At 70.0% G+C, this 19,903-nt stretch carries 21 protein-coding genes and 3 pseudogenes; 13 read left to right on the forward strand and 11 right to left on the reverse strand.

Annotation, left to right across the window (positions count from 1 at the left end):
• Positions 1-671: 671 nt before the first annotated feature.
• Positions 672-1,046, reverse strand: a complete 375-nt coding sequence (locus tag ACZ5CW_RS15740) for an STAS domain-containing protein (protein WP_468601458.1) — start codon at positions 1,044-1,046, stop codon at positions 672-674.
• Between the two features lie 172 nt (positions 1,047-1,218).
• Here ACZ5CW_RS15740 and ACZ5CW_RS15745 point away from each other — a divergent pair, with 172 nt between their 5' ends.
• Both ACZ5CW_RS15745 and ACZ5CW_RS15750 read left to right on the forward strand, forming a co-directional pair.
• A complete protein-coding gene (locus tag ACZ5CW_RS15745) occupies positions 1,219-1,683 on the forward strand; it encodes an ATP-binding protein (protein WP_468601460.1) in 465 nt (154 codons plus the stop codon).
• Between the two features lie 104 nt (positions 1,684-1,787).
• Positions 1,788-1,985 (forward strand): hypothetical protein, encoded by a 198-nt coding sequence (locus ACZ5CW_RS15750; protein WP_468601462.1) that lies wholly within the window; start codon positions 1,788-1,790, stop codon positions 1,983-1,985.
• 233 nt (positions 1,986-2,218) lie between these two features.
• On the opposite strand, the gene ACZ5CW_RS15755 is transcribed toward ACZ5CW_RS15750, so the two are convergent.
• A complete protein-coding gene (locus ACZ5CW_RS15755; RefSeq protein ID WP_468601464.1) occupies positions 2,219-2,776 on the reverse strand; it encodes a DUF3291 domain-containing protein in 558 nt (185 codons plus the stop codon).
• 354 nt (positions 2,777-3,130) lie between these two features.
• On the opposite strand from ACZ5CW_RS15755, the gene ACZ5CW_RS15760 reads away from it, so the two are divergent.
• Positions 3,131-3,424 carry a helix-turn-helix domain-containing protein gene (locus ACZ5CW_RS15760; RefSeq protein WP_468601466.1) on the forward strand — a complete coding sequence of 98 codons (294 nt, stop codon included), beginning with the start codon at positions 3,131-3,133 and terminating at the stop codon, positions 3,422-3,424.
• Positions 3,425-3,671: 247 nt separating this feature from the next.
• A pseudogene (locus ACZ5CW_RS15765) lies at positions 3,672-3,979 on the forward strand (transposase); the annotation flags it as partial.
• Between the two features lie 14 nt (positions 3,980-3,993).
• On the opposite strand, the gene ACZ5CW_RS15770 reads toward ACZ5CW_RS15765, so the two are convergent.
• Both ACZ5CW_RS15770 and ACZ5CW_RS15775 read right to left on the reverse strand, forming a co-directional pair.
• Positions 3,994-4,404 carry a hypothetical protein gene (locus ACZ5CW_RS15770; RefSeq protein ID WP_468601468.1) on the reverse strand — a complete coding sequence of 137 codons (411 nt, stop codon included), beginning with the start codon at positions 4,402-4,404 and terminating at the stop codon, positions 3,994-3,996.
• Positions 4,405-4,720: 316 nt separating this feature from the next.
• The gene (locus tag ACZ5CW_RS15775) at positions 4,721-5,044 is read right to left on the reverse strand and encodes a LexA family protein (RefSeq protein WP_468601598.1); all 324 of its coding nucleotides are present in this window, start codon (positions 5,042-5,044) and stop codon (positions 4,721-4,723) included.
• Between ACZ5CW_RS15775 and ACZ5CW_RS15780 the strand changes: the two genes are divergently transcribed.
• Positions 5,000-5,122 carry a DUF6233 domain-containing protein gene (locus ACZ5CW_RS15780; RefSeq protein ID WP_468601600.1) on the forward strand — a complete coding sequence of 41 codons (123 nt, stop codon included), beginning with the start codon at positions 5,000-5,002 and terminating at the stop codon, positions 5,120-5,122. The two genes, ACZ5CW_RS15775 and ACZ5CW_RS15780, sit on opposite strands and share 45 nt — an antisense overlap.
• A gap of 81 nt (positions 5,123-5,203) precedes the next feature.
• On the opposite strand, the gene ACZ5CW_RS15785 is transcribed toward ACZ5CW_RS15780, so the two are convergent.
• A complete protein-coding gene (locus tag ACZ5CW_RS15785) occupies positions 5,204-5,644 on the reverse strand; it encodes a VOC family protein (protein WP_468601470.1) in 441 nt (146 codons plus the stop codon).
• Between the two features lie 437 nt (positions 5,645-6,081).
• On the opposite strand from ACZ5CW_RS15785, the gene ACZ5CW_RS15790 reads away from it, so the two are divergent.
• Entirely contained in the window at positions 6,082-6,621 is a 540-nt protein-coding gene (locus ACZ5CW_RS15790) for an ArsR/SmtB family transcription factor (RefSeq protein WP_468601472.1), read from the forward strand.
• Positions 6,618-7,904 (forward strand): MFS transporter, encoded by a 1,287-nt coding sequence (locus ACZ5CW_RS15795; protein WP_468601474.1) that lies wholly within the window; start codon positions 6,618-6,620, stop codon positions 7,902-7,904. Before ACZ5CW_RS15790 ends, ACZ5CW_RS15795 begins: the two co-directional genes overlap by 4 nt.
• 9 nt (positions 7,905-7,913) lie before the next feature.
• Here the strand turns inward: ACZ5CW_RS15795 and ACZ5CW_RS15800 are convergent.
• Positions 7,914-8,015: pseudogene (locus ACZ5CW_RS15800) on the reverse strand (IS5/IS1182 family transposase); the annotation flags it as partial.
• Between the two features lie 87 nt (positions 8,016-8,102).
• Positions 8,103-8,480 (reverse strand): hypothetical protein, encoded by a 378-nt coding sequence (locus ACZ5CW_RS15805; protein WP_468601476.1) that lies wholly within the window; start codon positions 8,478-8,480, stop codon positions 8,103-8,105.
• Between the two features lie 104 nt (positions 8,481-8,584).
• Here ACZ5CW_RS15805 and ACZ5CW_RS15810 point away from each other — a divergent pair.
• Positions 8,585-9,058, forward strand: a pseudogene (locus ACZ5CW_RS15810) (transposase family protein); the annotation flags it as partial.
• A 1-nt stretch (position 9,059) separates the two neighbouring features.
• Here the strand turns inward: ACZ5CW_RS15810 and ACZ5CW_RS15815 are convergent.
• Together ACZ5CW_RS15815 and ACZ5CW_RS15820 are read right to left on the reverse strand one after the other, a co-directional pair.
• The gene (locus tag ACZ5CW_RS15815; protein WP_468601606.1) at positions 9,060-9,518 is read right to left on the reverse strand and encodes a hypothetical protein; all 459 of its coding nucleotides are present in this window, start codon (positions 9,516-9,518) and stop codon (positions 9,060-9,062) included.
• A 1,303-nt stretch (positions 9,519-10,821) separates the two neighbouring features.
• Positions 10,822-11,457, reverse strand: coding sequence for a TetR/AcrR family transcriptional regulator (locus tag ACZ5CW_RS15820; RefSeq protein WP_468601478.1), 636 nt, complete (start codon positions 11,455-11,457; stop codon positions 10,822-10,824).
• A gap of 129 nt (positions 11,458-11,586) precedes the next feature.
• Here ACZ5CW_RS15820 and ACZ5CW_RS15825 point away from each other — a divergent pair, with 129 nt between their 5' ends.
• Both ACZ5CW_RS15825 and ACZ5CW_RS15830 read left to right on the forward strand, forming a co-directional pair.
• Positions 11,587-12,600 (forward strand): SMP-30/gluconolactonase/LRE family protein, encoded by a 1,014-nt coding sequence (locus tag ACZ5CW_RS15825; protein WP_468601480.1) that lies wholly within the window; start codon positions 11,587-11,589, stop codon positions 12,598-12,600.
• 206 nt (positions 12,601-12,806) lie between these two features.
• Positions 12,807-13,454 carry a class I SAM-dependent methyltransferase gene (locus ACZ5CW_RS15830; RefSeq protein ID WP_468601482.1) on the forward strand — a complete coding sequence of 216 codons (648 nt, stop codon included), beginning with the start codon at positions 12,807-12,809 and terminating at the stop codon, positions 13,452-13,454.
• Positions 13,455-13,523: 69 nt separating this feature from the next.
• On the opposite strand, the gene ACZ5CW_RS15835 is transcribed toward ACZ5CW_RS15830, so the two are convergent.
• Positions 13,524-13,706 carry a hypothetical protein gene (locus ACZ5CW_RS15835; protein ID WP_468601484.1) on the reverse strand — a complete coding sequence of 61 codons (183 nt, stop codon included), beginning with the start codon at positions 13,704-13,706 and terminating at the stop codon, positions 13,524-13,526.
• Between the two features lie 231 nt (positions 13,707-13,937).
• Here ACZ5CW_RS15835 and ACZ5CW_RS15840 point away from each other — a divergent pair, with 231 nt between their 5' ends.
• Together ACZ5CW_RS15840 and ACZ5CW_RS15845 are read left to right on the forward strand one after the other, a co-directional pair.
• The gene (locus ACZ5CW_RS15840; RefSeq protein WP_468601486.1) at positions 13,938-16,310 is read left to right on the forward strand and encodes a hypothetical protein; all 2,373 of its coding nucleotides are present in this window, start codon (positions 13,938-13,940) and stop codon (positions 16,308-16,310) included.
• Positions 16,311-16,386: 76 nt separating this feature from the next.
• On the forward strand, positions 16,387-17,361 hold the full coding sequence (locus ACZ5CW_RS15845; RefSeq protein ID WP_468601488.1) for an L-threonylcarbamoyladenylate synthase: 975 nt from the start codon (positions 16,387-16,389) through the stop codon (positions 17,359-17,361).
• Between the two features lie 298 nt (positions 17,362-17,659).
• Here ACZ5CW_RS15845 and ACZ5CW_RS15850 read toward each other — a convergent pair whose 3' ends face one another.
• On the reverse strand, positions 17,660-18,301 hold the full coding sequence (locus ACZ5CW_RS15850; protein WP_468601490.1) for a carbonic anhydrase: 642 nt from the start codon (positions 18,299-18,301) through the stop codon (positions 17,660-17,662).
• A 233-nt stretch (positions 18,302-18,534) separates the two neighbouring features.
• On the opposite strand from ACZ5CW_RS15850, the gene ACZ5CW_RS15855 reads away from it, so the two are divergent.
• Positions 18,535-19,794, forward strand: coding sequence for a PP2C family protein-serine/threonine phosphatase (locus tag ACZ5CW_RS15855; RefSeq protein ID WP_468601492.1), 1,260 nt, complete (start codon positions 18,535-18,537; stop codon positions 19,792-19,794).
• The last annotated feature ends 109 nt before the right edge of the window (positions 19,795-19,903 follow it).

Below are 19,903 nucleotides of genomic sequence, written 5' to 3' on the forward strand. Positions count from 1 at the left end.
ACCTTCCGGTGACGTGGTGTCAGAGGCAGGTTTTCCTGAGTAGCGGGTAGGGCTGTGGGCTGGGGGCTGCGCGGGACCGTGCCGCCGCGTGGCCTGTCCAGCCACCTGTCCAGCCAGTGACAGCACCTGCACGGTTGCGGGCGGGCGGATCGGCAGGGACCGGTCGCCGGTGTACTCGTCCAGGCCGATCCGCAGCGACTCCAGCGCACCGGCGTCATCTGCGTGGGCCTGGATGAGGCGGCCAGTGCCGAGATGCGGCAGGACGCGCAGCCGACGGCTCTTCGGTCGGGCACTTCCAGCCGATGAGCGGTGGCTGCCTGCCCCCACCGCCGCTGGCCGGCATCCAGCACCGCCACCTGCTCGTCAGCCGGCGCACCGCGCTCGATCCCGGGCCACCTGCCGGTCAGCATCTGGCCGCGGCGATGGAGAGCCGGCCTCAAGCCGGTTCAGTGATCCGCCTGTTGAGTCCCTGCGTGCGTGCGGGGCAGGCGGCACCGAAGAGGAAACTCGCGCCGTCGGCGGCACGGGAGATGGCTTCTGGTCGGCGCCCGCGACGGGGGCGCGCGATTCCCACAGGGTGCCGCCCGCGGCACGCATGACGATCAGGTTGCCGTCGTTCCCGAGTACGAGCCGGGCCCCGTCGTTGCCGTTGGTCCCGCCGATGGGGCCTGTCAGCTGAGTGCTTGGTGGAGGGTGTCGTGGCAGTCGATGACGGTGTCGATCCCGACGAGGGCCAGGGTGCGCATCACGGATTCGCCGGGGGCGGCCAGACGTAGCCAGCCGCCGGCCTCGGTGGCAGCGCGATGGGCGGCGATGAGAATATTGATGCCGCTGGAGTCCATGAAGGTCACCTGCCGCAGGTCGGCCACGACGCGGGGCCGGGGTGTGTGGGAGACGTCCAGAGCCTGGCGGAGCGTGTCGCCGGTGTGGTGGTCGATCTCCCCGGCCAGGGTCACCACGCGGATGCCGTCGGGGGCGGTGATGACGGCCGACAACCCACCTGGCTGCGCGCTTTGTTCGGCGTTCACCATTTCTCCTTCAGCCATGCCGGTGATACTGGCATACCCGCCCCTCGGCGTGCAGTGCTGCACCACCTGGGGTGCCCATGCCCAGGTGTGGCGGACACGCCAGGGGGGCGCGGCGTCAGCCGTGTGTGCGGGGGTACGTGCGGTGGTTGGAGACGAGGTACCGGAGGCGGCCGTGGTGGGGTCAGTTCCCGTGGGGGAAGACGGCACTGCGCCGGACGAGCAGGCCATACAGACTGCGGTGGCTCTGGACGGGGACGGTACGGACATCGCTCTGGCCCGCCACCTGGCCGCCGACTTCCTCACCCGCGTCCAGGCCGAGCACGGGCTGCCCGTCTCACAGCGCGCCATGGACCTCACCCAGCTGGTGGTCAGCGAACTGATCACCAACTCCCGCAAGTACGCGCCGGGGCCGGTGCTGCTGGATCTGCGGATCACCGGTGACACGGTCGAGGTCGTGGTGTGGGACTCCGATCCGGTGCTGCCGGTGGCCCGGGCCGCGGACGCGGGCCGGGTGGGACAGCACGGTCTGGAGATCGTCATGGCCGTTGCCCAGGGCTTCGAGGCGCAGCGGGAGCCGGTCGGCAAACGCGTCACCGCCCGCATCGCTCTGCTGGACGATCCGGGCGGGGCGGTCGCCGGACGCCGGCCCCTGTAATAGCAGGCGGCGAAGGTGCACGGGACTTTCACACGAGCGGACCGGTGGCCGGGGGCGGCCTGGGCACCCGTAGGCGGCTGTCCGCCGGGAGGGAGCCCGACACCGTGGCCATCGTCGCCTGCCTGCTGCTGCCGGTCGTGGCCGTACTGCTGTACGCCATGGACCGCATCGAGGACTGGCTGACCCGCACCCCGCAACGACCCCGCCACGCCCACCCTCGGCACCTGCGCCTGATCCCTGGCGGCAGGCAAGCCCCCCGCGCACGTCCGCGGACCGGCCGACGACACTCCGAAGCCGCCTGAGCGCCCGACTGCACAGCCGTCCAGCCCCTCGTGGCGGGTCTGCCCCCGGCGCGAGCGCTCGGGGTGCCGGCGAAGCCGCTGGTGGGCAGGATGGCGTCTTGGTACTCATCGGCGCTCGCGAGGTAGAGGGCGAAGCCCCAGGTACTGGCGGATCCGCCGTGGCGCAGACGCGTCTGTTCGCCGTCGTTCAATCGAGGCGTTCGACAGCGAACCCAGTCGTTCAGGCTTCCTTGTCAGCGAACCTGGTCGCTCTTCGGCCCGACGCCTTTGATCCTGGTCGGAGTTCCCTCCGGGGTGAACGAGTGGTGGAAGGTGAAGGCGTGCGGCGCGAAGCCGTGGTCGTGGAGGTGTTCCAGCCTGGAAACCCCGTCCTGCCAGGTGGGTATCACGCCGTCGGAGACCCACCAGCACACGTAATTCGGGTGCCCTGCCCTCTCGAACCAGTCGTAACGCCTGTTCAGCGCCTCACGGTGCAGACCGGTGTAGACGGCGTCGAAGGCGGAGCGCAGGTCGGTCCAGAGTGAGAGGGTCGCGGCCAGGGCGGTGGTCTCCACCGTACGGCCCTTGCCGTACCAGGTCGGTACGGCGAACTCTCCCCATGCACCCCAGTCCGCCTCGAAGAGCATGCCGCGGTCACCGTCTGCCGCTTCAGCACGCGCGAGGTACCCGGGGTGCTGACTGATCTTCCGGTAGACGGCCTCACCAATGTCGTAGAACTCGCCTGTGAGAGGTCCGGGATCGGCGAGAGGGGACTTCAGGACGCCGAATGTGTACAGCGCAAGATGGGGCATGCGTCTCTCCCTGGTTGGGGGTGCCTGGTGTGCACCCGGTTCGGTGGCTTACGCCTGGGGGCGAGGGTTCGTGGGGCGTGACCGACTCATCCCGTCGCGGGTGGCTCAGCCTGAAGGAACTCCTGTGCGACCGTGGGCGATCGCTGAGGACCAGGTGAAGGTAGCTGTCTTTGCGGGCCATGTCGAAGTTGCGTTTTCCCTGTCCAAGTGGCCTCTTGCACCGGTCATCGCGGGGGCTGGGGCGGTGACGGGCGGGACAGGCTGCGAGGTACCAGTGATCCACTTCGGCCGATCGGTTCGCCCGCCATGCCCGTCCGCACCCCCTGTCCGATAGCCCCGAGTGCCGCCGAACGCGTGCGGTTGAAGAAGATGGCCTACGGCCACAAGACCGAGCACCGGCTGCGGGTGCGTGCACCGGTGGTGCTGCACGCCGCGCGTGGACGCTCCAACGCATGCATCGCCGGGGAGACGGGCCTGCATTTGGTCACCGTGCGCCGCCGGCGTGGCCGGTTCGCCCAGGCGGGCCTGCCCGGGCTCAAAGACCGTCAACGCTGCGGCCGCCCCTCCTCGTTCACGCCGGTGCAGGCCGCCGAGGTCAAGTCGCCGGCCCGCCGGCTGCCTGCCGAGAGAGAGCGTGCTCGGCGATGACGAGTACGTGATCAGCGCGGACGAGAAGACCTCCCTCCAGGCCCGGTGCCGCTGCCACCCCACCCTCGCCCCCGGCAAGGCCAGGGCGATGCGCCTCAATCACAGCTACCGACGCGGCGGTGCCCTGGCCTACCTCGCCGCCTACGACGTCCACGCCGCGAAGGTGTTCGGCCGCACCGAAGAACGCACCGGCATCGTCCCGTTCATGAACCTGGCTACCCAGGTCATGAGCCAGGAACCCTACAGCGCCGGTCACCGGTCCCGGCTGATCTACCGCATCCACCTCGACCGAGGTCCTGCCAAAGGCTGCCGCAAGGGCTTCACCGAGACCGACTACGCCCGCCTGCTGGACGCCGCGCACCGGCAGCTCGGCGGCCCCGTCGTTCTGGTTCGGGACACCTTGAACACGCACGTCAGACGCACCATGGGCGAGCCGGTCACCACCTGACCATGGCTGACCGTCTACCAGCTGCCGCCGTACGCCCCCGAGTTCAACCCCGTCGAGGGCGTTGGTCGCCCTTGAAGAGATGGCCGGCCAATCTCCCCAAACTTTCAACCGCCGCCAGCTGCTAAAGATCTCTAGTCAGAATGCAGTGGGGATCGTCGTTGTCCTCGTCGCCCACGCGGGTCCAGAGCATCAGAGTCTTTCCATGCCGCAGAGCGCCAAGGGAGTCTCCCACGTCATCCCCCTTGGGGCCTTTGGCGTCGAACGACCGCCAGACGGCGGTCCCTGCCGTGCCGGAGTCGGCTTTCCAGGTGCCCGATCCTGACCGGGGTCCTGTCCAGTTCCAGTCCGAGGCGCCCATCCAGTCGCCGCATACGTGGTTGGCGGTGAAAGTTCCATCTGGCTTCAGCGTCAGGGTGCCGCCGTTGGCGTCGGTCCATGTGGTCGTGAGTTCTGCCGGCTTCAGCACGACGGATTCACCCTCGGGCGGCGGCCGGTTCCAGATCCTGCCACAGGCCGTGAGCGCGAGAGCCATGGCAAGGAGGACCAGCGCGGTCCGGCAGGAACGCAACACGCTCCACCTCCAGCGGTTTCTACAGGTCGCGTGCGCGACCGGGGAGATCAAGGACGTGGCCCGCAGCCTGGCATGGAATTTGAACACGTTCAAGTCTGAGTCGACGGAGACGGAGCCCCACGGGTCGTCACGGCCGTACCGCAACGAAGTGCCGCAACCGCAGCGACTGATGGCGGTCGACCTAGACCCCCGTGGCCCGGGAGGCACAGCGTGGACCCCGGCAGCCGTCACGGCCCGACGTAACCCGCACCATTGAAGATCTCTAGCCGGCGCGGGCCTACCGCTGCTCGGGCCAGGCGACCAGGACGTCGGCACTCTCTTCGTCGGTGAGGATGACGCAGACGCCGGACATGCCGCCGTACTCGCCGACCCAGCGCCGGAACTTGTCCCGCGCAATCTCCTCGCGGCTCCACCAGCCGTGCTGCACCTGCAGCTCACCCTGCTGGTAGTGCACGGAGGCCCGGCTGCGCATCCCGGCAGCCGCCCCGATCCGCCGCATCGTCGGCGCTTCACCGTGATCAGCGATGTGCTGGCGAATGAGGCGCAGGATGCGCTCCTGGGTGTCGGTTGCGGCCGATGCCGTCCCGCCACACGCCGGCAGGCCCTGGACGCACTCCGGTGGCAGGTCCCGCCGTGCGTGCACTGTCGGCCCGACACCGCCCTGGGCACCCCCGGCTAGGCGCTGCACGGCCGGCGGCATGACAGCCTCGCAACTCTGAGCGCGGTACCAGGTGGGGGGCGTGGAAGGCATCACTCCTTCTCAGCGCAGTTGCTCGGCCAGTCCGATGATGATGCCCTCCGGGCCGCGGAGGTAGCAGAGCAGATAGCTGTCCTCGAACCGGGCGATCTCGCCGACGAGTTCGGCGCCGTGAGGACGCAGGCGGGCAACGGTGTCCTCGATGTCGTCGACGGCGAACATGACGCGGTGCGTGCCCAGAATGTTGTGCGGCCGGTTGCGCGGCCCGGCGCTGATCACCGCGGGGCTGCGGTACTTGGCCAGCTCGAGCCGGCTGTGACGGTCCGGGGTCCGGACCATCGCGATGTCACAGCGGACGCCGTCGAGTCCGGTGCACTGGTCGGCGAAGAGGCCCTCGATCTCCGCCCTGCCCTCCAGCTCCATACCGAGTTCCACGAAGAACGCGATGGCGGCATCCAAGTCCTCGACGACGATGCCGACGTTGTCCATCCGCTGAATCGCCATGCTGGTTTCTCCTTCTTCCTTGTGCGGCCGGTGGTGGCCGCTGATGTCCCTGGGACGGAGCCGGTGACACGTTCTCGACATCCGCAGACCGCCGAACTCCGAAAAATCCGGATCGCGCCTCAGCACCGCTACAGCAGGCCCGCGAGCCAGGCGCCACCACCCAGGGTGAGTGTGGCGCAGGTGGCCGCTCCCAGGCTCGTCGAGCAACAGGCCGGGGTGTCAGCTGAAGGCACATCCTCGCGGGTCGCCCGGGTGTGAGGGGTTTTCTGAAGGCTCAGCGGGGCCGCCCGGCCCCCTGCCCGGCGCCCGGGTGCGGGTCGAGCAAGGTCGAGAAGGAGAGTGACAGGAGCGAAGGCCTCACGTGCTGGACAGCCGATTCCGGAAGCCCGAACAGAACTCCCTTGCCCAATGGTCAAGAAGTGTTGACCATTGGGTGCATGCCTACCGATGATCTTCCCGAGACGTTCCACGTCACCACTGACGAGCAGCTACGCGCCGTTTCCAATCTCACGCGTCACCGGATCATGGCCGTGCTCCGCTTCGAGCCCGCGACGATTACGCAGATCGCCGAGCGCGTGGGCCTTGCGAAGGGGAGTTCCAGCTACCACGTACGGCTGCTGGAGCGGGCCGGCCTGGTGAAGGTGGTACGAAGTCGGAAGGTCCGGGGGGTCACCGAGCGGTACTACGCAATGGCCGCGCGGGCGATCGTGCTGCCGGATCCGGGCGAGGGAGGCCCGGATGTGCTGATGCGGCATGCGGTGGCGGACCTGGAGGCAGCGCCGGTGGATGCCGAGCGGCACGTGCGGATGGCGCATCTGCGGCTCACCGAGGAGCAGTTCGCGGAGCTGGGAGCGCGGCTGCAGGCACTGGCGGACGAGTACCGGGAGCTGTCCGATCCGTCGCTGCCGGACGCGTCACTCGTCTTCGCACTGTTCCACCCGGCATCGCGCGAGCAGGCCGAAGGGGACGCCAAGTGACCTCGGACGTTCGGAAGCTGCCGACCGGGTTCGGACGGCTGTGGACTGCGCAGACGGTGTCCTCGCTCGGTGACGGGGTGTCGCATGCCGCGCTGCCGCTGCTCGCGTTGACGTTGACGCGGGATCCGATGGCGCTCGCCGTCGTCACGGCCGCCGGAACGCTGCCGTGGCTGCTCTTCGGTGTGCTCGGCGGTGCGCTGGTGGACCGCTGGGACCGTCGGCGCACGATGTGGGTGACGGACGCGGCGCGTGCGGTGCTGCTCGCGATACCGGCGGCAGCGGCCGCGCTCGACGTGCTGAGCATTCCACTGCTCGCGGCCGTCGCCTTCCTCCTCGGCCTCGGCGGACTCTTCTTCGACACGGCCGCCACGGCCTATCTACCGGATCTGCTCGGCCGCGACCCCGCGCTCCTGGAGCGCGCCAACTCCCGCCTGCGCGGCACCCAGACCGCCGCGTCCGGCTTCGCCGGGCCGCCCGCGGGCAGTGCCCTGCTCGCGCTCGGGCGGGCGGCTCCGCTGCTCGCCGACGCGGTCTCGTTCGCGCTCTCCGCACTGCTGGTACGGTCGCTGCCCGCCGCATCCCGGCCCGTACCGCAGGCCCGTGAGTCGCTGCTGCGGCAGGCCCGGGCCGGCGCCTCGTACGTATTCCGGGATCAGTTGCTGCTCGGGCTCGCGCTGCGTCCGGCGGTCGGGAACATCGCTTTCCTCGCCGTGGAGACCGTACTCGCCCTCTTCGCGCACGATCGTCTCGGCATCGACACCTTCGGCTTCGGCCTGCTCCTCACGGCGGAGGCCACCGGCGGTCTGCTCGGCGCGGGTATCGCCTCCTTCCTCGGCCGACGACTCGGCACCGGCACCGCGCTGACCTGCACGGCCGCAGTCGAGGGACTCGCCGTCCTGGGCCTTGCCGCCGCCCCGAACCCGTACGTCGCCGGCCTCGCGCTCGCCGTCTGCGGCGCGGGCATGGGCGCCACGATGGTGCTCGGCCCCTCCCTCCGACAGGCGATCGTCCCCGCCCACCTGATGGGCCGGGTCGCCTCCACCTCCCGCATGCTCGCCATGTGCGCCGCCCCGTTCGGCGCCTTCCTCGGCGGCTGGCTGGCCACCACCTACGACGTACGCACCCCGCTCTACACCGCCGCCGGCCTCCTCCTCACCATGACCACCGTCACCGCGACCATGACCAGCAACCGCCGGGTTGAGGCGGCGCTGCGCGCCGCCGCACCGGCCGATGATCCAGATCACCCGGAATCCTTGGATCCCGTTCAGGAGCGTGCCATGTAACTGATCGTTTCAGAATGAAGTCCTGAGGCGGCGGAGGCAGATGAGGCTGCAGGCCAGTTCGAGCAGGCCCTGGTGGAGGTCGGCACGGCGCTCGTAGCGGATGCGGAGCCGGCCTCGGACTTCGCGATCGTCACCCGAAGGTCGCCGCGTAGTCAGACACTCGGTCGAGCCAGCGGTCGACCGCCCCGGCGCCGGCGGTCAACTCGACTCGTTGGGCGAAGGCATCCAAGCGAAGGCGTCTGCTGTTCGGGTGGCCAGCGATCCGATCCGCCATGAATCGGTGATGTCGGTCCAGCCGTCGAGGTAGGCGCTGCGGGCCCCGTGCTCCGCTGCTTGGTCATAGAAGAGGGTGAACCTGTACACCCTGCCGTCTTCGGAGATGACTTGGCCGTCCTCGTGATCGGGGCCCTCCTGCAAGAGGTCGACGACGACCGTCCGGCCCGGATCGAGTCCCTGGCCCTTCAGGAGTTCCCGCAACCGGCTCCACAGGTCGTAGTCACTGGTCCGCAGGAGATCGGTGGGTTGTTTCCCTGGCGGACAGGTAGGAGCGAACAACCACTTCAGCAACTCTTCCAACCCAGGTTCCGAGCCGAGAGCCAGGCGATCATGGGCGGCACAGCACCAGCGACTGTGCCGCCCCGTCGTCTGCCTCGGACGAGGTGGGGCCTGCTGTGCTCTCTTTGCCCAGCCGTCCGCGACGTCCGCGCACGACCCCGCACCGGACCACCCCCACGACCCAAGCCCGTGTCTGCCGGCTGCGACACGACCGCAAGCTCGGGCCCGGCATGCCCGGGACCGATCCTGGGCCTGCCCGCCCCCACCGTGCACCGCATCCCCACGCGGCACGACCTGAACCCTCTGGCCTTCCTGGGCCGGCCCACCGCCTGCACATCCCCCGTTTTGAGCGCGACCGGCCCGGCGAGCTGGTCCACGTCGACGTCAGGAAACTCGGCCGGGTCCCCGACGGCGGCTACGCCCACTCCGCCGTCGACGACCACAGCCGCCTCGCCTACAGCGAGATCCACCCGGACGAGATGGCCGCCACCTGCGCCGCCTCCCTGCGACGGGCCGCGGACATCTTCGCCGCCTGCGGCAGCGACCGCGTCGAACAGGTCCTGACCGGCAGTGCCTGGCCCTACCGAAGAGCGTCGGCTCTCACTTCCTCCTCGCCGCTCGCGCGGGCTCCATCCGCTCGATGCCCGTTGCGCGTGACGGCACCGTGGCGACGCCGGTCTTCTGCCAAGCTCCCAGCCAGGCGAGGAATGCAAGGACGAACAGCCCCTCGACCATCAGGGACAGCGGACCGTACGGCGGCTCCCAGCCGGGTTCGTAGTAGCCGTCGGGCAGACCGACGGTGCGCGACAGCACAAATCCGATGATCATTCCCAGGCTGACGGCGGTTCCCGTCAGCCATGCGGTCATGAGGCGTTTCCCGCTCACCAGAGCGACCGCCACGACGAGCATGACAGCACTGCCCACGGCGAACAGCATCCCGATGTAGAACTTCTCCTCAAGGTGATCAGGGACCAGCAGAACGTGCACGACGACATTGCCGACGGCGCAGCACGCTCCCAGTCCCCTCAGGGCGATGTCGGTGGCGGAGATCGAGTTCATGGTGATTCCAGGTCATGTTCTGGAGCAGGCTGAGCCGGGACTGCGGCCGCGGGCCACAGCACGGCTTTGGCCTCCGCAGGCGAGACAGCACCGCCCGCGGACAGCGCCGTTCGGTAGGCCGCATGCGCCGGGCCGTGGGCGGGCACCGCTGTGGTCGTGGGACCTTCCGGTCCGGGCAGGCGCCCGGCCAAGGACGCTTGACCGACCGTGCAGACCAGCTCCAAAGCGTTGATGTACGCGGGATGGGGAAGGTCGTTGCGTACACGCGCCAGCCGCAGCGCGCTCCGGCTCGTCGCTGAATTCTCTGAGCGTCTCGGCCGCCAGCCCGCGCGTCCGGTCCGGCGCGGAGACGCCCGGGGAGGGTTCACCTCCGGTGAAGTAGATACGGATGCGCGGCTCGAGGGGATTGCCCCAAGCCCGCGGGAGACGCGCAAGGACTGCTGCGCTGGTGGCGAGGGCCGAGCGGCCACCTGCCCTGCGGTACATACAGCCGTCTCCACCGGGGCAACGGCCCGAACAACCACAACCGTCCCTCGCCCCCCGCCGCGTCGGGCCGTGACAGCCGGCACCCGAACGCCACCGGCCCCCACCCCAGCGCACCCATCCGCCACCGCGCCCACCCCTGCCCGTCCCCTCCCCGGACGACCGGCGCGCCCGGCCCCGCGGTCCACGACGGCAACGCCCGACGCCCGCCCCGATACGCCGCCGGCCCCCGGCACCAGCCGGCCAGCTGCTCCTGTGCCACCTCATCCAGCAGCACCTCACCGTCCGGCCGCACGCTCTTCCGGCGATCAAGGGCAGCCACCACCGCCACCATCCCGTCAGATCAGCGGCATGCAGCCGGTAGGCGGGGCCACCTGGTACAGAAACGACCACGTTGTCCCACCCGCCGCGGGCAACACACATCGGACCGTATCCGTCCCGCGCCCCTCCGCCACCGGCCCGGCATCCGGACACGCGACCACCAGGCCACGCCGATCACCAGGCCGCGCCGACGACCAGTCCGCCGCCGCTGACATGGACGTGCCGCCACTGACAGAGACGTGCCGGGGAGGAGCGGCACGCCCGCGCCCGCAGGAGTGAGTCACCCGCCTGTCGATGGCGGTGTCCTCATAGTGACGTTGCCGGCACGGCGGACGCCTGATGCACTCGCTCGGCGCCCACGAAGGCCGACCGCCACCGCACAGGCAGCACCGCTGCGTGAAGGCGGGGCCAGACCGCCGACTTCGGTCCAGTCCCGCGGCCGCCGCCAGGCCGTCGCGCCGCGCATCCGATCTGTTCGCTCAGGGACGACAGAACCGTTTCAGGAGGTCGAGACCGTGTGGGGGAGTGTCAGGATCGCTGCCGCTGCCTGGGCTTCGAACCACACAGCCGCCTCCGCGTAGGTCCAGCCCAGTTCTTGTACGGTGCTCCACGCGGAAGCGCCGAAGTAGAACCACAGAATGTCCCGTGCCTGGTCGCGGGTTACTTCGGCACGTACTTCGCCGAGATCGAAGAGCCGGTCGGCGATGACGTCCAGGAGACCTCGGTAGCGCCCCATCGCGTAGACGGCGGCCTTGGCCACGTCGGCGTCGGAGTTGCGGGCGTCCATCAGCACCCTGAGCGTCTTGGCGTGCCGTTCGATCACCACGCGGGTGCCCACGGCTGTCAGTCGCAGGATCTCGCGGCCGTCGTCGGTCGCCATGATCTGCTGCCGGGTGAGGTCCGCCTGCTCGTCGTCGGCGCTGTTCTCGGCCATGGCCAGGATCAGGGCGGGCTTGCCACCGACGCTGGAGTACACCGTGTTCAGCGCGACCCCCGCCTCCGCGGCGACCGTGGCGACGCTTACCCGGGCGTACCCCCGCTCGGCGAAGAGGTCGCGCGCTGTCGCGACGATCGCCCTGCGGGTCTCCTCTGCCCTCTGGGCACGGAGCCGGGAGGTGTACGTGCGCTGCCCCATGGAGGAATCGTACCCATCGTCTTTCGGTGCACGCTTCATATATTGAGTGTATGGTCATTATAGTGAATTCACGGAAGGCTCACACGTGACATGTGTGAGTCTGGGACCGTCACGAAGGAAGCAAAGGGCATGAGAAACAAGCTGGCTGTACTCGCCTGTGCCGTCACACTCGCGGCGACGACCGCGATGACCACGCTCAGCCAGGAGACCGCTTCGGCGGCAACGGGACCGACCACGAAGCCCCGTGTCACCGCGCACTTCGACCTGTCGCAGGGCCAGACGCCGGAGAACATCGCCCTGGAGCCCGATGGCACGGCCATCGTGACCTTCGCGGCCGCCCGCCAGGTGGCCACCGTCAGCGCGCGGGGCGTGACCCGAATCCTCGCCACGCTGCCTGCGCCGGCCGATGGCGGTGTCCACACTCCGGTGCTCGGCTTCGCCCTCACCTCGGGTGTCGTCCGGGCCCACGACGGCACGCTGTACTTCCTCTACGCGAGCGGCACCGCAGACCTGACCGGTCTGTGGCGGCTGCGGCCCGGGGGCACTCCGCACCGCATAGCGGCACTCCCCGCCGACAGCCTGCCCAACGGGCTGGCACTGGACGAACACCGCGACAGGCTCTACATGGCCGACTCCGCACTGGGGAGGATCTACACCGCACCCACCTCGGGCGGCGTCGCCACCCCCTGGTCCGCCGCACCCGAACTCGCCTCGACCGGCTTCCTCGGCGTCAACGGCCTGAAGATCCACCAGGATGCGCTGTGGGCGACCAACCTCGACCGTGGCACCGTGCTGCGCATCCCGTTCGGCCCGGGAGGCCGATCCGGAGCGGCCCGGACCGAGGCGACGGGCCTGGCCGGTATCGACGACTTCGCCTTCACCGGACGGGGCGACGAGATCCTGGCCGCGCTCGACGGCCCCAACGAGGTCGTGCGCATCGAGCGTGACGGCACCTCCTCGACCGTGTTCACCGGCGCCGACGGACTGCAGAACCCGACCTCGGTCGCGGTGCGCGGGCACGTCGCCTACATACCCAGCGCCGCGTACTCGACGGCCTCTGACCCCAATCTCCTGCTCGCCCCCCTGGCTGGATCGAGGGCGAGCACCGAGGGCACCCGCGTTCGTGCACACGCTGGGGCTTGATCACTCGGGGCGGCCGGGGTGCCAAGTCCCCGCCGGGCGCAGAACCCGTGAGGGCGTCCTCGGAGGGGTCGTCGACGTGGTCGCCGTCCTCGCTGTCGGCGCAGCGGTACTGAGCACCCGTCAAGGACCACAGAAGACGACGGGTTGGGCCGCAGCTCTCAACGACCGGCAATCTCTTGTCAGCGCCAGGAACTACTGTCGCGGGCATGGTCGAACACGATGCCTCGAGTGCCACCTCCGAGGCCTACGACGCTGCTGCCCCCGTGTATGCGCAGCTGTTCCGCGGCGAGCTGCGTGACAGGCCCCTGGACCGCGCGATCTTGAGTGCCTTCGCCGAGGTGGTGAGCGCGAGGGGCGAGGGTCAGGTCGCGGACCTGGGATGTGGACCTGGCCATGTCACTTCCTACCTGGACGAGTTGGGGCTGGTGGCGTTCGGCGTCGACGCCTCTCCTGAGATGATCAAGTTGGCTCGACAGACCTATCCGGATCTGCGGTTCGACGTGGGCTCGATGGCCGCGTTGAACATCGCTGACGGCGTGCTGGGCGGCGCACTCTCCCGTTGGTCCATCATCCACACTCCGCCGCAGGAACTCCCCGCCATCTTGGCGGAGTTCCACCGTGTGCTGGCGTCCGGCGGCCACCTCCTGGTCGGCTTTTCGGCCAGCGATGATCCGTCTCATCCGACGCAGGTCTTCGATCACGCAGTCGCGCCGGCCTATCGGTGGTCGCCGGATCACCTCGCCGCGATGCTGCGCAAGTCCGGGTTGGCCGAGGTGGCCCGGATGGTTCGCGAGCCCCAGCCCACCGACCGACGGCAGTTCCAGGAGGTTCACCTGCTCGCCTGCAAAGCCTAGGCAGGAGCCGTCCCGGAAAGCCCGGCACTCCCTGTGCCGGGGCTTCGGTACTGCGCCCTTCGGGAACCGTCACTTGTAGGCGGCGACGGCTGCGAAATAGATGCCGAGGCCGGTGGCCGCGGCGCCCGCACCAGTGAGGATCGCGTGGGGGATGCCGGTACCGGATCGGTGGGCGAGCAGGCCCGCGATCACCGCGATGTTGAGGGCGGTGGACAGGGCGAGCAGCAAGGACAGGATCTGCAGCGGGCTCATCACATGAACTCCCCGTAGTAGAGGTCGGCCCGGGGCGGGCCGGCCGGGATGAGTGCGACGCTGGCTGTCCAGGGCACTGTCCGCCAGGAGAACGGTCGTAGAGGGGAAGCACCGGGCCGGACGGGGCAGTTCGGGGCTAGGGTTCGCAAGGCGGCAGGCTGTGCGTCCACCCGTGGTGTCCAGGGGCTGGGTGGACACCCATGGACGGCCGAGTCCGGAACGGAGGGCGCGGTGACGACGGAACCGGAATCTGAATACGCCACGCTGGTCGCCGAGCTGGTCGCGTTCCGCAACGACCGTTTGCGGCAACTGCCGTCGAACCGCAGGTTGGCCGAGGCAGCCCGTGTCAGCCCGACCACCATCGGAAAGTGGCTGCACGAAGGCCAGTTCCCCCAGCAGATCGACCAGCTGGTGGCGCTGCTGCGGGCCGTGCGGGCGCAGGCCAAGCGTGCCGGGCTGGCCGATGACCCGATCGTCGCCACACTGCTGGATGCGCAGCGGTGGCAGCGCGTCTACCAAGCCGAGGCTCGCCGACGCGCGGACGGCACACGCGCCGCGGTAGAGGCCACGCAGGGCCGGGCGGTGCTGGAGCGGATGCGGCCGGGGCGTCTGCTGAGCGAGGTGACCGACCCGTTCCACCTGGAGGTACACCACGCGATCGACTCCCCGGTCGCCGGTTTGCCGGTCCTCCCGCGATACGTGCCGCGGCTGCACGACCGGCAACTGGCCAAGGTGGTGGAGCGGGCCGCTGCCGGTTCCAGCCAGATAGCGGTGCTGGTGGGTGGCTCCTCCACCGGCAAGACCCGGGCCTGCTGGGAAGCGCTCAACCTGCTGCGTGAGCGAGACCGACCATGGCGGCTGTGGCACCCCATCCACCCCACCCGCCCCGACGCCGCCCTGGCCGAACTGGCGGACATCGCCCCGTACACAGTGGTGTGGCTGAACGAGGCCCAGTTCTATTTGGCACCGGACCAGCTCGGCGAACACGTCGCTGCAGGCCTGCGGAACCTACTGCGCACGGCGGAGCAAGGCCCGGTGCTCGTACTCGCCACGTTGTGGCCGGAGCACTGGTGCACCCTGACCACCCGCACACCCTCGGACCGGTACGCCGATGCGCGCGAACTGCTGGACGGGCACAAGATCCGAGTGCCGGATGCCTTCACCGGCGCCGACCTGGCCGCGCTGACCGACACAGCCGACCGCGATCCGCGACTCGGGGAAGCCGCCGAACACGCCCACGATGGAGAGATCACTCAGTATCTGGCCGGGGTGCCGGCCCTGCTGGACCGCTACCAGGAGGCCCCACCTGCGACCAGGGCCCTGATCCATGCCGCCATGGACGCCCGGCGCCTCGGCGCAGGACCACGGCTGCCACTGGCGCTTCTGGCCGAAGCCGCTCCCGGCTACCTCACCGACTTGGAGTGGGACCGGACCTGCGACGACTGGCTGCAACAGGCCTTGGAGTACGCCGCCATCGAGTGCAAGGGAATCCCCGGCATCCTCGTCCCCGTCAAGACCGAAGCACCCCGCAACCAGCGTCGCCGGACCAGCGCCGCCACCAGCCCCTCTGTGGCGCTCCTCGGCCGGGCCGATCACGGGCCGGTGTACCGGCTGGCCGACTACCTCGACCAGCACGGTCGCCGTCACCGCGGCAACCGGATTCCCCCCGTCGACTTCTGGACCGCAGCCGCCGCCTACGCCCACCCCGCCGACCTCAACGCACTGGGGGACTCCGCCTGGGACCGCGGGCTCTACCGCGACGCCGCCCAACTCCACAAACATGCCGTCGCCCACGGCAACCCCCATGCTGCGGTCACCCTGATCGAGAATCTCCACGCCCTCCATCCCACAGACGACCGCCCCGCCCAATGGACTGCGACCCACATCTCCCTCGGCAGCCCGTTCGCTGTCGCCTGGCTCCTGTACACGTTGCGGAAGATCGGCGCGGATGGACCGGTCACCGCCCTGCTGGGCCGTGCCCCCGCCAGCCATGTCGCCGTGGACAACCTGGCAGCAGTGGCCGCGCTGCTGGTGATACTGCGGGAGGCCGAGGCGTACGAACACGTAAACACCCTGGTCTGCCGTGCCGTAGCCGCCGGCCCCGCCCTCCGTGACCACTCGATCACTACGGCCGCGGTAGCCCAGATGCTGGCTGAGATGCTGCGGGAGGCCGGAGCGGATGTGCCGGACTTCGTCCTCGACGCCGTGTCCACGATGCCGGACGAGCCAACGGATCGACGGCATCACACCACCCCGGCCGAACAAACATCCACATACGCCGACCCATCCGGCTATCCCGATGACTTCTTTCCCATGCTGGACGCTCTGCGGCAATTGCAGCGAAGGACCGGGCCGGTCGATCCGGTCGACTGGACCGACGATCCCAGCAGTTCCGACGCCTTCAGCACGCTGCTGACGAGTCTGCGGCAGTTGCAGCCGAGTACCGAGCTGGTCAAACAGGTCATCCACTTGGCCGAACTGCTTCCTGCCGCGGGACTTCCCCACCAGTTCGTGAAGATCAACGACCAGCGGGGGAAGTTCACCTACGGGCGAGAACCCGACGGAAGCGCCGCTGCCCCCTGGACGTGGGACGACCTGGACTGATCCCGCACCTTCGCCGGGTGCGCCGACGAGACCACGGAATGGGTGAGAGCGGAACGGTGAGAAGATTGCCAGGGTGATGGCAAGAACCAGTGATATCGAGAAGGCGGCCGGTGCCCTGCGCGCCGGAGGCCTGGTGGCCTTCCCGACCGAGACCGTCTACGGTCTGGGCGCCAACGCCGAGGATCCCGCCGCTGTCGCCCGCATCTTCCAGGTCAAGGGGCGCCCGCCCTCCCATCCGCTGATCGTCCACATCGGCGGCGCGGAGCTGCTGGGCGACTGGGTCGAGGAGGTGCCGGCGACGGCGCGCCTGCTGGCCGAACGCTTCTGGCCGGGGCCGCTCACGCTGGTCCTGCGGCGCGGTCGCCGGGTGCCTCTCGAAGCGACGGGTGGCCTTCAGACGGTGGCCGTGCGCGTGCCCGACCACCCTCTCGCCCTCGCGCTGCTGTCGGCCTTCGGCGGCGGTGTCACGGCCCCGTCCGCCAACCGCTTCGGCTCGGTCAGCCCGACAACGGCGGATCACGTCCGTGCGGAACTCGGTGATGCCGTCGACCTCGTGCTGGACGGTGGCCCCTGCCAAGTCGGCGTCGAGTCGACCATCGTCGACGTCACGGGCGAGATCCCGAGTGTCCTGCGGCCCGGCGGGGTGACGCGCGAGGATCTCGAGGCAGTGCTGGGGTGCCCGCTGGCGGTGCACTCGACGAGCCGCGTTCGGGTGCCGGGCCAGCATCCGTCGCACTACGCGCCGCGGGCGCGGGTCGTCCTCGTCGAGCCGGAGAAGGTCGTCGCCGAAGCGGAACTCGCGCAGGAGCTGGGGCACCAGGTGGGCGTGATTCTTCCCCCCGCCTTCGCCGAAGCGTCGGTGCAGGCCCACGCCGTGGTGGCGGTCCCCGCTTCGATGGCCGCCTACGCGCGCGGGCTGTATGGATTCCTGCGCGAACTCGACCAGCGGGGGTGCGACCTCATCGTCGCGTCTCTGCCGGCGGAGGAGGGCCTGGGACTCGCGATCACCAACCGGCTCCGCCGTGCCGCGGGGCCCCGGCCCTCGGCGTGACCGGCACCGATCGGCTCCGTTGTGCTGCGGGTCCCGGTTCTCGGTGTGACGGGTGCGGATCGGCTCCGTTGTGCTGCGGGTCCCGGTTCTCGGTGTGACGGGTGCCGATCGGCTCCGTTGTGCTGCGGGGCCCGGCCTTCGGCGTGACCGGCACCCACTGGCTCCGTCGTGCCGCGGGGCCCCGGCCCTCGGCGTGACCGGCACCGACGCCGTTCGGTGTGCCTGCCGGGGCGCCCACCGGATGCGGCGCCTCGGTGGGCGACCTCGTGCCCGATCCGCAGGACCCTGCCTCTGATCCCTACAGGGCCGAGGCGACGGGCATGTCCAGGCCACGGGCCGCGACGAGGCGTGTGGTCCCGTCGGCCAGGCTGTAGCACAGGCCCACCACAGCGGCCTGCCCGGCGGCGACGCGCTCGGCCAGGAGTCGGGAGCGGTCCAGCAGCAGGTCGACGGTGTGCCCTATGTGCTCCGCGAGGATCTCGTCGGCGCTCACGCGTCCGGCGGCCTTCGCCGCGAGCACGCTGGGAGTGACGCGCTCGACGACGTCCCGGATGTAGCCGGCGGGCGTCATGCCGTCCTCCAGCACGGCGCACGCCGCGCCGACCGCGCCGCACGAGTCGTGGCCGAGGACCACGACCAGGGGGCAGTCCAGCACGTCGACGCCGTACTCGATGCTGCCGATCACTTCCGGGCCCATGACGTGGCCGGCGGTGCGCACCACGAAGAGATCGCCCAGGCCGCGATCGAAGATGATCTCGGCGGCCAGCCGGGAGTCTGAGCACCCGAACAGCACGGCGAACGGGCGCTGGGACGGAGCGACCTCGGTGCGGCGGGTGGCGTCCTGGTTCGGGTGCTCCGGGGCACCCGCGATGAACCGCTGGTTGCCGGCCAGCAGCAGCTCGAAGGCTTCACGGGGGGTTGCGGCCTGGATCTCTGTCATGGCGGCAGGTTACGGCCGGCCCGGCGGACACGCGCGGCCGGGTCAGCCATCGACCGCCTCCGTGCCTCCGCGGCCGGTACGCCCAGACGCCGGGCGACGCCGCCCTTGATCCGTCTCCTCGCCTCCTCAGTGCGCTGCGCGGGGGTGTCATTCGCTGCCCCCGAGCGAACTCGGCGGGCGCGGGAGCCAGACCTTTCGTAGATTGAGGATCGAGCGACTGGCAGGGAATGCGTGTGACACCGAAGATCGACTACACAAGGGTGTTCGCAGCCCTTCCGAGCCCGTGCCTGGTGCTCGGCACGGACCTGGTGATCGTCGACGCCAACCCGGCCTTCTCCGAGGTGACCGGACGGAGCCCGGCCGAGCTGCTCGGGCAGTACCTCTTCGACACCTTCCCGGACAACCCCGCCGACCCGGAGGCAGACGGGGTGGCCACGCTGAAAGCCTCACTGCACCATGTCCTGGCCTCCGGCCAGACCGATCACATGGCTTTGCAGAAGTACGACATCCCGGTCGCCGGCAACCCTGAGGTGTTCAAGGAGCGGTGGTGGACCGCGATCAACGTGCCCGTCCTCGGCCCGGACGGAAAGGTCGCCTGGATCATCCACCGGTCCGAGGACATGACCGACGTCGTCCGCGCCCGCCGCGCGGCGCACATGCCGTCGGTCAGCCCCGGCCGGGAAGCGGCCATGGAAGCCGAGCTGTACGCCCGGGCACGGCAACTGCAGCAGCTGAACGAGGAACTGCGGCAGGCCCACGCCCGTGAACGGCGCATCGCCGTCGCCCTCCAAGAAGCCATGCTCCACTCCCCGGACCTGGTCCGGCACCCGGACATCGCCGTGCGCTACCTGCCCGCGACCGGCTCACTGAACGTGTGCGGCGACTGGTACGACGCGGTCGACCTGCCCGCAGACCGCTTCACCGTCGCGGTCGGCGACGTGGTCGGCCACGGCCTGATGGCCGCCACCGTCATGGGCCGGCTCCGCAGCGCACTGAGCGCCGCCACCCGCACCGTCCACGGCCCCGCCCAAGCACTGGAGGTCCTGGGGCTGTACGCCCGCTCGGTCGAGGGAGCCCTGGCCGCCACCGCCGTCCAGGTCCTCGTCGACTGCCACAGCCAACTACTCATCTACAGCAGCGCCGGCCACCCCCCGCCCGTCCTGCTGCACCCGGACGGCACCTGCGACCTGCTCGACCAGGCCACCGACCCACCGCTGGGCGCCCGCCCCGAACACGTCCCCCGCCCCCAGGCCAACGCGGCCTACACCCCCGGCGACACCCTCATCCTCTACACCGACGGCCTGATCGAACGCCGCGGTGAGGACATCGACGTCGGCCTCACCCGCCTGACCTCCACGCTCGCCACCTGCACCGAGTTCGGCGCGGAACACCTCGCCGACGCCCTCCTCGCCCGCCTCCACCTTGCCAGCGGCGCCAACGACGACATCGCCATCGTCGTCGTCCGCCTGGACCGAACGGCCCGATCGCACTGATCGGTCCGATGTCGTCGGCGCTGAGCGCGCGGCCGCGGGAAAGTCCCTCTCCATCAGCCGTAGGGGCCGCAGGCGCCCTGGGTGCGCAGGTCACCTACGGCAAACGGCG

Source organism: Streptomyces sp. NPDC031379 (assembly GCF_055569615.1).

What these genes read in the sequence shown, in the direction of transcription:
- ACZ5CW_RS15740 (WP_468601458.1), bottom strand. Translation starts at nt 1,046, where the DNA reads ATGGCTGAAGGAGAAATGGTGAACGCCGAACAAAGCGCGCAGCCAGGT.
- ACZ5CW_RS15755 (WP_468601464.1), bottom strand. Translation starts at nt 2,776, where the DNA reads ATGCCCCATCTTGCGCTGTACACATTCGGCGTCCTGAAGTCCCCTCTC.
- ACZ5CW_RS15770 (WP_468601468.1), bottom strand. Translation starts at nt 4,404, where the DNA reads ATGGCTCTCGCGCTCACGGCCTGTGGCAGGATCTGGAACCGGCCGCCG.
- ACZ5CW_RS15785 (WP_468601470.1), bottom strand. Translation starts at nt 5,644, where the DNA reads ATGGCGATTCAGCGGATGGACAACGTCGGCATCGTCGTCGAGGACTTG.
- ACZ5CW_RS15790 (WP_468601472.1), top strand. Translation starts at nt 6,082, where the DNA reads ATGCCTACCGATGATCTTCCCGAGACGTTCCACGTCACCACTGACGAG.
- ACZ5CW_RS15815 (WP_468601606.1), bottom strand. Translation starts at nt 9,518, where the DNA reads ATGAACTCGATCTCCGCCACCGACATCGCCCTGAGGGGACTGGGAGCG.
- ACZ5CW_RS15820 (WP_468601478.1), bottom strand. Translation starts at nt 11,457, where the DNA reads ATGGGGCAGCGCACGTACACCTCCCGGCTCCGTGCCCAGAGGGCAGAG.
- ACZ5CW_RS15825 (WP_468601480.1), top strand. Translation starts at nt 11,587, where the DNA reads ATGAGAAACAAGCTGGCTGTACTCGCCTGTGCCGTCACACTCGCGGCG.
- ACZ5CW_RS15830 (WP_468601482.1), top strand. Translation starts at nt 12,807, where the DNA reads ATGGTCGAACACGATGCCTCGAGTGCCACCTCCGAGGCCTACGACGCT.
- ACZ5CW_RS15835 (WP_468601484.1), bottom strand. Translation starts at nt 13,706, where the DNA reads ATGAGCCCGCTGCAGATCCTGTCCTTGCTGCTCGCCCTGTCCACCGCC.
- ACZ5CW_RS15845 (WP_468601488.1), top strand. Translation starts at nt 16,387, where the DNA reads ATGGCAAGAACCAGTGATATCGAGAAGGCGGCCGGTGCCCTGCGCGCC.
- ACZ5CW_RS15850 (WP_468601490.1), bottom strand. Translation starts at nt 18,301, where the DNA reads ATGACAGAGATCCAGGCCGCAACCCCCCGTGAAGCCTTCGAGCTGCTG.